This is a genomic window from Thioalkalivibrio sp. HK1, assembly GCA_000583135.1.
In the GTDB taxonomy this organism is placed as follows: Bacteria; Pseudomonadota; Gammaproteobacteria; order HK1; family HK1; genus HK1.
The window spans coordinates 38659-51162 of the sequence record JFBG01000059.1; the positions used below are offsets into that span (position 1 = coordinate 38659).

The following is a 12504-nucleotide window of genomic DNA, read 5'->3' on the forward strand; positions in this document are numbered from 1 at the left end:
CGGGTGCGGGGATCGATCTCGCCGAAAAGCCGGACCCATCATCGCTTAAACCCCATCGCCTTGGATGACCTTGAATACGTTCGCTCCCGAGACGGCTTGATCGCCGGATCGATAAGTCCGATATCGGACTTGTGCTTCAACCCTCGTTGAAAGGGTCTTGGACTTTCGGCCAATAATCGTCGCCAAAGTGCCGATAGGGAATCGTCGCGAAATCCGGAGGGATGGCGCCGGGGCCCGATAGATATTCGATGCGGGAGGCGATGGGGGCGAAGCCTGCATAGAAGTGCTGCGTGGATTTCACGACGATACCCCGATAGGCGGTTGGATCCACACCCAGCTGGGTCATGCCGTCGGGGTGAAATACTTGGGTCCGCTTGGTCGTCAGAATCAGGTCGATATCCCCGGTTGTCACCCACACCGCCGTACCCATGGGCATGCGGGCATCCCCGAAGGTCTGCCCGGCTTCCTCTAAAATGCGCTTGACCCTCACCCGAAGATCGACCGGATCGCCGGAGGACACCCCGCATTTGCCGCCGATGCGCAGGTCGATGCTCGCCCCTTCTCCGGCCTCTTGGCAAAAACGCACCGCGATCGGATCCCAGTAGTGACCGGTCATCAGTCCTGCGATGCCGCGATCCAGTGCCGCCCGGAGCACGAAGGTCGAATCCGAGGGGGCTCCTCCACCGGCATTGTCCGCGACATCCGCAATCACCACGGGTCCGGGGCCCGCCTCGATCAGATCCAATGCTTGATCGGTCGATATCATGCTCTGGTTGGCCTCGTCTCGGACGGACCATAGGCGCTGCGCGAAGCGTTTCGCCGTCTCCGCCGCCGCCTGTGCATTTGCGTTTGCGACCACGACCATCTTTCCGCTGGTACAAGGCACATCCTGCCAAGGAAAGCCGTGCGCAAAGCTGACCGACAGGATATCGCCTTGGCCTTCTGCGTCCTGCATCTGCGAGACGATGGTCTTCATCGGCTCCGTGGGCGTGCGCCACTTCATGATCATCTTGCAGTCATGGACGGCGATGACCGGATTCACCTCGCCCGCATGCACTCTGGCGCAGATGTCGAACAGCTCCTCGGCCCGAGGTCCGACATCCGTATGTGGATACTCCTTGAACAGCACCATGACATCGGCCGCTTCGGTCATGGCCGGCGTTATGGAGCAGTGCAGATCCAGTTCGACACCCAAGACGACATCCGGGCCGACGATATCTCGGACCTTTCGCATCAGGTCGCCCTCGCAGTCGTCATAGCCCTCCGCCGTCATGGCCCCGTGGAGGGATAACAAGACGATATCCACCGGCGAAGCGGCTCGTAGATCCGCAAGGATCCTATCCCGGAGACCTTCGTAGACCGAGCGCACCGTCAGTCCGGCGGGTTGCGCAAAAGCGGCGATGGACTCGACGACCTCTCCTTGGCGCTCCTCGGTCTTTCGTCGCCAAATATGCAAGGGCAGCGAAAAAAGATTGGGCGGGTGCCGTGTCGCATCGCCCTCGAAGTACATCGAGTCGAGGAAGGTCTGCATCCCGGTGGGCAGATTCGAAAAGGAGTTCGTCTCCGTACCGAGACAGGCAATGAATGTTTTCATCTTTTTCACCGAGTAGTGGGGCTCGCATCCATCCAGACAAGGCCCCGAGGGATTGCGAGCGGGATTGTCGTTTTTTCGCACCCGTATTTTTCACTCATATTTTTCGCACCGACCGATGGGAGCGAGCGGAATCCTTCAAGCGACTTCGGCTTCGTTCGTCTGGTATCGATGGCATTCGATCATTCGCCCACCCTCCACCGAAGGCTTCGGCGCCTTTTTGCTGCATATATCCATGCATTCGGAGCAGCGTGGATGGAACGAACAGCCCGAGGGCGGATCGATGGGGTTGGGGAATACGGTTCCAAGATGCGTATCCGGCACGCCCAGCGACGGATCCGGCGTCAGAACCGACCCGAGCAGAGCCTTCGTATAGGGATGGCGGGGATCGTCGAACAGGGTATTCGCATCGGCCTCTTCGACGATCCGGCCCAGATACATCACGGCAACCCGATCGGCCATATGCTCGACCACCGCCAAGTTATGGGAGATCAACAGATAGGTCAGCCCCAGCTCTTGGCGCAAATCCTGCAAGAGGTTCAGTATCTGGGATTGCACTGAGACATCCAAGGCGGAGGTCGGTTCGTCGCATATAACCACCTCGGGTTTCATGATCAGCGCTCTGGCGATGGCCACCCGTTGGCGCTGCCCACCTGACATCTGCGAGGGATAGGATTGCGCGACCCTTTTCGGCAGGCCGACGAGATCCAAGATGTCATAGACCTTCTTATCCCACTTTGAGGGATCACCGATATTGTGGATCCGCAAGGGAAGACAGACGATGGAGTGGATGGTCTTCGTCGGGTTCAGCGACGAATAGGGATCTTGAAAGATCGGCTGGATGCGCCGGGCGATCTTCTTGCGATCAAGATAACCGGTCTGTTGGCCGTAGTAGAGCGAATCCCCCGACATCACATCTCCCGATGTCGGCTTTTGCAAGCCCAACAGGATATTCGCCATGGTGGACTTGCCGCAGCCGGATTCCCCGACCAGACCGACGACCCGACCCTTCGGGATATTCAACGATACCCCATTCACCGCGCGCAACGGTTTCGTGCCTTTCATGAAGCCTTGGCTGACTTCGAAGACGCAGGATACATCGACGGTTCGAAGAGCCGTTTCGCTCATGCGACCCCCTGTACCGCCGCGGTCTTTGCGGCTTCTTCCGGCGTCAGGCGGCAGGTGAAGGCATGGCCATCGTCGATCCGCGTCGGCTCGCCGGAGAGAGTTTCGCAGATCGAACTTGCATGCGCGCATCTGTTACGGAACATGCACCCTTGCAGATCACCGACCAGATTGGGAACGATTCCCGGCACGGATCCGAGCTTCGAACCCCGTTTGGCCTTGCCCGGTACCGGAATGCATCGCAGCAAGCCCGCTGTATAAGGATGCAGGGGATTGTCGAACACTGCCTGACAGGGCCCTTCTTCGACCGTGGTCCCGGCGTACATCACCTGCACCTGATCCGCAACGCGAGCGACGACACCCAGATCGTGGGTAATCAGAATCATGCCCATCTCGAACTCGTCTTGCAGCTCGGCCAAGAGATGCAAGATCTGCGCTTGGATCGTCACGTCCAAAGCGGTGGTCGGCTCGTCGGCGATGATCAGATCCGGCCCGCACATCAACGACATGGCAATCATCACCCGCTGCCGCAGACCGCCCGATAACTGATGCGGATATTGCGACAGGCGCGAGGCGGCGGCGGAGATCCCGACCTTTTCCAAAAGGAAAATCGCCCGCGCTCGCGCTTCGGATCCGTTCTTGGAAATATGGCGCCGATAGACCTCCATCAACTGATTGCCGATCGTATATGCGGGATTCAAAGAGGTCATCGGCTCTTGAAAGATCATCGCCATCTTGACCCCGCGCAGCGCCGCCATCCGGCGTTCTTTGAAATCGCGGATATCTTGTCCCAAAAAATCCATCCTGTCGGCGGTGCGGATCGCGGTCTTGGGCAACAATCCCATCAATGCCAAGGAGGTCAAGGACTTGCCACATCCGGATTCGCCGACGATGCAAAGCGTCTCCCCGCGGGCGACGGTGAATGAAACCCCGCGCACGGGATGTAGCATCCCCGCCGTTACCGGAATATCGACTTTGAGATTTTGAACCTCCAAAATGTTGTCACCGCTCATCGCTCGCGCTCCAAGGCGACATCCCGAAGACCGTCGCCGAAGAGGTTGATCGCCAAGACCAGCAGGAAGAGGCAACCGCCGGGCAAAGCCAACAGCCAAGCCGAGAAGAACATGTACTCGCGCCCTTCGTTGAGCATCAGCCCCCAAGACGGCGTAGGAGCCTGCACCCCGAAACCGAGGAAAGAAAGGGCGGCCTCCAACAAAATTGCATTCGCCATCTCGACTGTTGCAACCACTGTCAACGACGACAACACATTCGGGAATATCTCCCGCACGATGATATAGGGCGTCGAACAGCCCAATGCGCGTGCGGCCTTTACATAATCCAAGTCCCGCGCCTGCATGGTGATACTTCGCATGACCACTGCGAATCGATCCCAAAGAAACAGCCCCAAGACCATGATCACCACCAAAAGCGAGGCCCCGAACGCGACCACCGCGGCCATCGCCACCAGAAAAACCGGCATGGCCAAGCGAGTGTTGATGATGAAGTTCACCACCATATCGATGCGGCCGCCGAAGTAGCCCGCGGATACGCCAAGGACGGTGCCGATGAAGCCCGAGATGATCATGGTCGAAAAACCGATCAACAACGATATCTGCGCGCCGTAGACGAGGCGAGACAGGTAGTCGCGCCCTACCTTGTCGGTGCCCAAAATATGATCGGCGTCGAACTTCTTCTCGTGCCAAAAGGGATTGTTCAGCCGCTTGCTCAGATCCTGTGCGTAGGGGTCCTGTATCCAGCCCGAGGCCTCGAGGACCGGGGCCAGCAGAGCGATCGAGACGATCAGCACCAAAATGAAGGCGCCGATCAAGAAGCTGTAATTTTTGAAAATCCGCCGCCGGAGCTTCGCCATCGGGCTCGGCTCGAGGATCTCCTCGGCGATCCGCAGGCTTGGCTGCGAAGATGGGCTCGCATCGGTCATCGCACGGAAATTCTCGGATCGAGATAGGCGTTCAATAAATCCGCCGACAGCGTCAGCACCACATAAAACGATGCGAAGATCAACACGATGGCTTGGACCACCGGCAGATCCGATCGCAGCAGCGCATCGTAGGACAACCACCCGATGCCCTTGAGATTGAAGATCGTCTCGATGACGATCGACCCGCCCAGCATGAAGCCGAACCAAACCGCCGCCAGCGCCACCACCGGAATGATCGCATTCCTAAGCGCATGCTTGAACAAGATCGAGGTCGGCGAGAGTCCCTTCGCCCGGGCGGTACGGATATAGTCGGAGGCCAAGACCTCGATCATCCCCGCCCTCGTCAAACGCATCAACGCCGGGGTGGCGTAGTACCCGAGGGCGATGGTCGGCATCACGAAATGGGCCCAGGTCGTATTGCCGGATATCGGCAACCAACGCCACCAAACTCCGAAGACGATGATCATCATCAATGCGAACCAAAAGGTCGGCAGCGCCTGCCCGAGGACGGCGATCAGCAAGGCGAAGCGGTCGATCAACGAATTGGGTCGCATGGCCGCGACCGTGCCCAAGGGGATCGAAACGATCAAGGCGAATAAAATGGCCGCAACGCCCAAGGTCATGGTCGTGCCGATTCTGCCCGATATCATTTCCACCACCGGCGCTTTATAGTGATAGCTTTCGCCGAAGTCCCCTTGCAAGGCGCGGCCGAGCCAACTGAAATATTGTTCATAAACCGGGCGATCGAAACCGTAGAGGATGCGGATCGCCTCGATATCCTCATCGGAGGCGTTTTCCCCGCCGATCGTCAACGCCGGGTCGGTGGATAAATGGGATAGCGAGAACGTCAACCCCGATACGACGATCAAGATCAAAAAGGCGACGAACGTTCGCTTCAGCGCATAGACCAGCATCGAATCGCCCCGGCGAGACCGGGGTGCGCTTTACCGCGCACCCCGGGGCTTGTCAACCCATCACTTCCAGCCATATTGCCAAAAGCGCGGGATCTCATCCGCATAGCCGACGAAATTCAGATCTTCATGGAAGGCATAGTTTCGGACATGGTTGAACATCGGCAGCCAATAGAGTTCGCCGGTGATTCGTTCGATGGCCTTGGCGTAGTTCTCTTTGCGAACGGCCGGATCCGTATTCGTATCACCGGCTTCCAGCCAAGCGGCCAGCTCGTCGTCCAAGGCGAAATCATCCGGGCCTTTTTTGAAAAAATGCGAGGTGATGGCGGACATATCGTTCATCGAATAGGACCCCCAGTCCATCAAGAACATGGGTGTCGTGCCTTCATTGCGCTGCTTGTCGCGCAGAGCGAAATAAGGCATCTTGGTCAGATTGGCCTTGATCCCGATCTTGGCCAGATCGCCCATGACCGCCTCGGCCCAGTCCGCAGGGCGAAAGGTGTAGAACTCGATCTCGAAACCATCCGGATAACCGGCCTCGGCCAACAGAGCCTTCGCCTTTTCCGGATCGAATTGATATGTCACGGCCGCGTTTTCATCACAGCCGAACTGGGTGGGGAAACAAGGGGTGTGGATCACACCGGCATCGCCGCGGATCAGATTCCTCACCAAACTCTCGCGGTCCACGGCGTGGGCGATGGCCTGACGGACCATCGGGTTGTTGATGGCTTCGTGCCCCGAGCGATTGGCGGCGTCGAAGCCGATATAGCCGGTCCGCATGGTGCCCGCTTGCATGGCGGAAAAACCCGGCACGCCGCCGATTTGATCGACGTGGTCGGCGGAGATATCCGCGGTGATGTCGATGCCGCCCGCCAAAAGCTCGGCGATCTGCGTTTGCACATCGGCGATCTCGCGCACGACCATGCGGCTGACCTGCGCTTCGCCCTTGGGGGAGCCCCAAGTGTAGTCGGGGTTCTTTTCGAGCACATACTCCTCGGCGGTCTTGACCGAGACCACTCTCATCGGACCGGTACCGACGGGTCGCTCGTGCATGCCCTCCGGTCCGACCTCGGCATAGTATTCGTTCGGATAGATCGTGATGGGACCGCTCAAGAACTCGAATGCTTGGGGGAAGGGGCGTTTCATTTCCACATCGACGGTAAAGCGATCGACCTTGCGGGCGTCCTTGATCCAGTTGACGTTCCGTTGAACCTTGACTCCGTTCTCGGGGTTCGCAACCCAGTTCAAGGTGAAGACCACATCGTCGGCATCGAAGGGCTCGCCATTGTGGAACTTGACCCCCTTGCGCAGATTGAACCGCCAAACCGTATCGCCGAGTTGCTCCCAACCGGTTGCCAGCAATGGCTTGTATTCGAAAGTCTTGGGCTCTCTGTAGATCAGCTGATCCCAGACCATGCGGCTGAACCATATACCGTAGCGGGTATTGTTCACATAGCTGTCGACATTCTCGATGGGTCCTGCACTGCCCCAAGCGATGATCAGGCTGTCATCGTCCGGTCCGGCCACGGCGGTGGTGGACATCATCGCCCCCAAAGCGGCGGCGGCCGCGAATTGCACGATGGTTTTGGGTTGCATGGTTTTTCTCTCCTCGTTCAAAAGTTCCGATGTCGACTCGGGCGGAGATCTCGGGCGCTTCGATGATTCGGATCCCGATGACACGAGAGCGCCTTTCGAATACGGATCCGCTGCGAGCATCCAATGAAGTGACGCATTAATGCAAGAGGGTTGTCAACACGCCAAATCATCGGGCGGGTCTTGGTTTGCAAAATCCGGCGCCTTGAAAACATCGGCGACCATCGCCGCCGAATGCGCCGTTTTTCGGCCCCCGCATCCAACCGATGCCCCCCTCCCCCCGCGGTCGGGCGTCGATGCCGGTTTTTCAGTCAGACCCCGAGCGCCACGCCATCATGACCGGGATCGGCCCAGCCCGTCAGACGACCGTCATCGATCCGTATCCCATGCACCGCAGCGATCCCGAAGCTCATGGCGGAGCGGATCACCTGATAACCATCCTTCTCCAGCGGTTCGACCACATAGCCGGGTATCCGGTTCATGATGTCGATCGCATCGGAGGTCGCCGAAAACCTCGGGCAAGAAACCGCCTCGACCATCGACATGTCGAAATCCAAGACGTTCAGCAGCGCCTGCAGGACACCCATGGCGATCTGGGTGCCGCCCGGTGCGCCCAAAAGCACCTTCGGGGCGCCGGATTGGAAGGCGATCGTCGGGCATAAAGACGAGAAACGGGACTTGCCCGGCGCGATCGATCCCGCCCGTCCCGGGCGCGGATCGAAGACCGCCATGCAGCCATTGAACATGAAGCCGAGCCCGTCGGTGATCACCCCCGAGGGCATGCCCAGCGAATGGGTCATGGTCACGCACATGCCGTTTTTATCGACCACGCAAACATGCGTCGTGTCCTTCGGCTCGGGCGTGCCTAACCGGGGCACGTGCATTTTCTCGCCGCCCTTGATCCGTTCGGCGATCTGCGCAGCATAAGTCTTGTCCATCAAACGCTCGGGAATTTCGACGAAGACCGGATCCCCGATATAGGCGTCCTTGTCGGCGGTTGCCGCCTTCATCGCCTCGCTGACGATCCGGATATAGTCGGTCGAATTGTGTCCCATCGCGGCGAGATCGAAATGTTCGAGGATGTTGAGCATCTCGATCAGCATGAGGCCGCCGCCGGGGGGATGGTTCGTCGCCAGATCGAATCCCCGGTAGGAACCGCGCAGCGGCTCGGTACGGGTCGTCTGATAAGCCTCGAGATCCGCCTTGCGCATCAGGCCGCCGTTGGCGGCGAAATCCGCATCGATCCGATCCGCGATTTCGCCTTTGTAGAACACATCCGCCCCTTCGCGGGCGATCAACGAAAGCGTGCGCGCCAAATCGGGGTTCTCCAACCGTTCGCCGATCATCTTCACCCGCCCGTCCGCGCGGAAATAGATATCGCGCCCGGTGCGAGAGAAGCCCAACCGTTGCTCCACTCGAACCCGCCCCATATCGGCCCCGTGGGTCCACCAGTGATGGACATGCGGGCGCACAAGAAAGCCCCGTTCCGCTTGGCGCACCGCGGGGGCGACTATATCGGCCCAGTCCCATGTGCCGTAGTCGTGCGCGGCCTCGAAATAGGCCATCAACGAGCCGGGCGTGGTCACCGCGCCATAGCCGAGATCGTTGGCATTGTCTTCAAGGACAAAGCCGAATCCGTCTCGGGTCTCGCCTGCGAGCCGGTCCTCCCACATATCCGGCGTCGCCGCCAACGGGGTCTTGCCGTGAAAGTCGATGACCTCGTGGCGGCCGGAATCGGGGTCGTAGATCTGACAGGATCCGAAACCGGCGATGCCGCACATCTGCGGATCGACAACCCCGGCGACCAAGGCCGCGGTCATCGCCGCATCGACCGCATTGCCGCCGCGCATCAATACGCGGGCGCCGGATTCGGATGCCTCGGGCTGAGCGGTCACGATCATCTGAGTCGCTTCTTTCATGCCAATCCCCCCTTGGTCAAATGCCTCTCGATATCGATGCTTGCGCACATCGACAATCCATGCTTTCCAAAGAGATATCTGTCTGCTCGTGCCGATGCGGGCATCGGTCCACTGCCTTTTCTTCCATAAAAACCTTCGGAAATTCGAAAGTCGACATGACCCACCGCACCACTTGAAGCGATACCTCAGTCAAAGGAGCCCTGCCGATTCTTGATGGCTGCTTGACGAACTGAATGAGCATGTTTCCACGAAGTTAACAGCAACCCATCGCGGTGCTATCCGTCGAAAATCGATCTTTTGGAATATAACGTCGCAATCCGATAGATATTTTCAAGGCTTTACATCAAGGAATCAATTTTGCAAATACGTTCTCGCAACGACAACGCAAGCGAGATTGCAAAGCGCCCGCTTCTTCTTGCTCGCTCAAAGGAGCGATAAGCTATGAGACTCGGAGCGCCCGAGGCAAAGATCGGAAAGATCGCCCCTCGAAGGACTATGCTCATATCACTCCCACGGTTTGATATCGTATCTCACGCTTCCCTCGATCGAGAGATCGGGATCGCCTTGCCCGCTTTCGCTTTCCCGGCTCGTCAAATAGACATCCATTTCCAAACCGCCATCCTTTTCGTCTTCCAAACGATAGCCGAGTCGATTTTGACGCTCGCTCGACGAGCGCACATGCTCCAAATAGGGCGAGCCCACCAGCCCTCGTTTGCCGAATTTCATTCCGTAGGCAGCCTCCGCTCGCCAGCGCATTCCTCGACTTTCGCTGCTGCCTACCAGACTCGGGAAGGCATCATCCGAGAACAGTGCGGTCGTCCCTCCTTCGGGCTCGATCCCTCCGAGATCGTTATGGACCCTAACCGAGAATCCGCGACTCGTACCCGGATCCCCATCCCATTCGATACCCGCCGACACACCCCAATCCCGAGTCGCCTCTTCTCGGTGATAGACCAGCACCCGACCTTTCAACGACATTTCCAGCCCCGCCCTGCCGTCGCCGTAGGTCAAGCCCGCTCCCACATCCAATCCCCATCCCTCCTCGGCATCCCCGCTGTCATGACGAATCCCGGCATCCACCCTTTGGGAGAAGCGGGCTCCCGTCTCGCTCCTTTGCACCAACGAGCCCTCGATTCCCGCCCGCACCCGCCTTGACTCGCCCTCGATCTCCCCCCCTTCATCCATCTCGTCCGAGCGAATCTTGGTCCACAGAAAATCCGTGGTGTAGGCAAGGCCGAATCCCTCTTCCGGCGACTCGGTCAGATTCTTTCTAAGACCCAAGTTCATCATCCCCCAATCCAACGAACTCTCGGAGGCGGACCCATCCGGCCGATTCAGTCTCATCTCTCCGCTTCCATAACCGAGCGCCCCGCGCAAGTGCATCCCGCCTTCGAAGGAAATCGCAGCCCACGGGATCATGGTCGTCAGATTCGCTTCTTTGCCCGTCAGCTCGTCACCCTTTTTCAAACCGCCTTCACCCTCGCTATGCATCCCCACCAATCCCACCATCCAGTTCCCTCGTGCGTAATCCACTCCCAGCATTCCGGTGTTCACCTCTCCATCCACCGTGGATGCCGCCGACTGTCCTTCGTAGCCCGATGCTTGGATCTCGCCCCACAGCGACACGCCGCTCGCTTCGGTGGATTGGGCGATATTGAACGATGTCCCGTTCGATAGCACCTCGCTCAGCGTCAGGGTATTTTCGCGCTCGAAGTCATCGTTCGAATCATCGTCCCGGTCATCATCCAAATCCTCCCTCATCTGATCGAGGCTCTCCATCGAGATATCCCCGGCCTTGACCTCGCGACCGGCCACTCTCGCCGACACCCCCGAATCCCTTCGTTGATCGCCATCCATCCGAGACTCGATCCCCTCGATCGCCTGCAATCCCACCGTCCTTGCAAATCGTGTCAGCCACGCCGAGCGGTTCCCGGCATCGCGCACCGTCACCCTCATCCGATCCGTCATCCCGTCGTAGTCCCCTCCCGAGGCCTGCACCGAGATCTCCGCTCGTTCGTCATCATCGTTCGCATCTCGCAGAGCCTCCACTGCCACCTCGCGCATCTTGTTCCAATCCGCAGGTTCGATGACCATCGTGCTTTGTCGGCCTCGGGCAGTCGGATCCGCATCCACTTCGAGATCGGCTCCTTTGGATGCCTCCAACCTAAGCGTCACCGCACTTATCGGGCGTGTCGCCAACCTCACTTCGAAATGCTTGATTTCTCCTTCGGCCAACTCCATCGGCCCCCCATCGAAAACCAATCCCCGGATGTCGTCATCCTTGATCGATACCGTTATGCGCTCTCCCACACCGTCATAACCTCCCCCGGTCGCCGATAGGGATAAACGGGATTCCTCATCCACCCCGTCGGCATCATCCGATGCCACGAAGACCACCTCTTGCGGTTTGTTCCAGTTATCGGGCGTGAAAACCAAGATCGGCAATCCTGCCGACTTCTGCAACACTCCGGAATCATCCGCGTCGACGATCCGGGGTTGTAGCGAGCTCGAAACCAAAGACCTGGTTTCCTGAGAGAAGGCCACTTCCACATCCCCGCTCGGACGCGTCGCCAAGTTCATCGTGAAACGACCGCCTTCTCCCTCCCTTATCTCCGATGGCACTTCCATCAGCACGAGGGCCGCTTCGTCGTCATCGACGATCGACACGTGCACATCCTCCGTGACGCCTTGATATCCCCCTCCCATAGCCGACACCGGGATCACCGCACTCTCGTCGAGCGCATCGTCATCCTCGGCGGCCGAGACGACGATCTCTTGCATCACCTCCCAATTCGATGGCCCGAAGATCAATCCGAACGGCATGGTCGTGATATCCGGGTTATCCGATACCCCCACGACCAGACTCACTTCGCCCCTAGGGGGAGCCGAAAGACAGACTCGGAAGCGGCGATCGCCCCCTTCTTCGACTTCCAGCGGCACCTCTTCGAAGACCAATCCCGCATTTGGAATCGGGCCCGAGTCTTCCGGATCGACGGGATTGGGGTTCTCCGGATTCTCCGGATTCTCCGGATCCTTCGGATCCTTCGGATCATCCGGACCACTCGGATCCTCCGGACCGACGGGCGGGGGCATTGGATCGACTGGCGGGATCGGGGGATAGATAGATTCAGGGGGATCGACGGGCTCCGGTATCACCGTCAGATCGTTCACCCTCACGGTTACCGTGCCGCTCACCCCCGTATAGCCTCCTCCCGAGGCCAATAGCGATATGCCGTCGCGATCATCGACGGTATCGTCGTCCGCGGCCGCGAAGACGAATACCGCCTGCGATGTATTCCAATTGGAGACCGTGAAACGAAGCTCGGTCTGATTGCCGGGAGTGCCGAGATCGGTATCGACCATGACATCCGCGTTGCTCGGCTGGACCAAGATCACCCTCACATCCGATCTCGGCTGCACCGACAA

The 12504-nt window shown here is 58.9% G+C and carries 7 protein-coding genes and 1 pseudogene; all 8 read right to left on the bottom strand.

The window, feature by feature from the left end; translation table 11 throughout:
- Nucleotides 1-136 precede the first annotated feature (136 nt).
- Nucleotides 137-1594, bottom strand: coding sequence for a M81 family metallopeptidase (locus BF99_RS0114875; protein WP_025771562.1), 1458 nt, complete (start codon nucleotides 1592-1594; stop codon nucleotides 137-139).
- A 135-nt stretch (nucleotides 1595-1729) separates the two neighbouring features.
- Nucleotides 1730-2719 carry an ABC transporter ATP-binding protein gene (locus tag BF99_RS0114880; RefSeq protein ID WP_025771563.1) on the bottom strand — a complete coding sequence of 330 codons (990 nt, stop codon included), beginning with the start codon at nucleotides 2717-2719 and terminating at the stop codon, nucleotides 1730-1732.
- On the bottom strand, nucleotides 2716-3729 hold the full coding sequence (locus tag BF99_RS0114885) for an ABC transporter ATP-binding protein (RefSeq protein ID WP_025771564.1): 1014 nt from the start codon (nucleotides 3727-3729) through the stop codon (nucleotides 2716-2718). The genes BF99_RS0114880 and BF99_RS0114885 overlap by 4 nt, the downstream gene beginning before the upstream one ends.
- Nucleotides 3726-4655 (bottom strand): ABC transporter permease, encoded by a 930-nt coding sequence (locus BF99_RS0114890; RefSeq protein WP_025771566.1) that lies wholly within the window; start codon nucleotides 4653-4655, stop codon nucleotides 3726-3728. The genes BF99_RS0114885 and BF99_RS0114890 overlap by 4 nt, the downstream gene beginning before the upstream one ends.
- On the bottom strand, nucleotides 4652-5569 hold the full coding sequence (locus BF99_RS0114895; protein ID WP_025771568.1) for an ABC transporter permease: 918 nt from the start codon (nucleotides 5567-5569) through the stop codon (nucleotides 4652-4654). Before BF99_RS0114895 ends, BF99_RS0114890 begins: the two co-directional genes overlap by 4 nt.
- Before the next feature lie 60 nt (nucleotides 5570-5629).
- A complete protein-coding gene (locus tag BF99_RS0114900; protein WP_025771569.1) occupies nucleotides 5630-7162 on the bottom strand; it encodes an ABC transporter substrate-binding protein in 1533 nt (510 codons plus the stop codon).
- Nucleotides 7163-7470: 308 nt separating this feature from the next.
- Nucleotides 7471-9078 carry a gamma-glutamyltransferase gene (gene ggt / locus BF99_RS0114910; protein WP_025771570.1) on the bottom strand — a complete coding sequence of 536 codons (1608 nt, stop codon included), beginning with the start codon at nucleotides 9076-9078 and terminating at the stop codon, nucleotides 7471-7473.
- 504 nt (nucleotides 9079-9582) lie between these two features.
- Nucleotides 9583-12504, bottom strand: a pseudogene (locus BF99_RS0114920) (autotransporter outer membrane beta-barrel domain-containing protein); the annotation flags it as partial.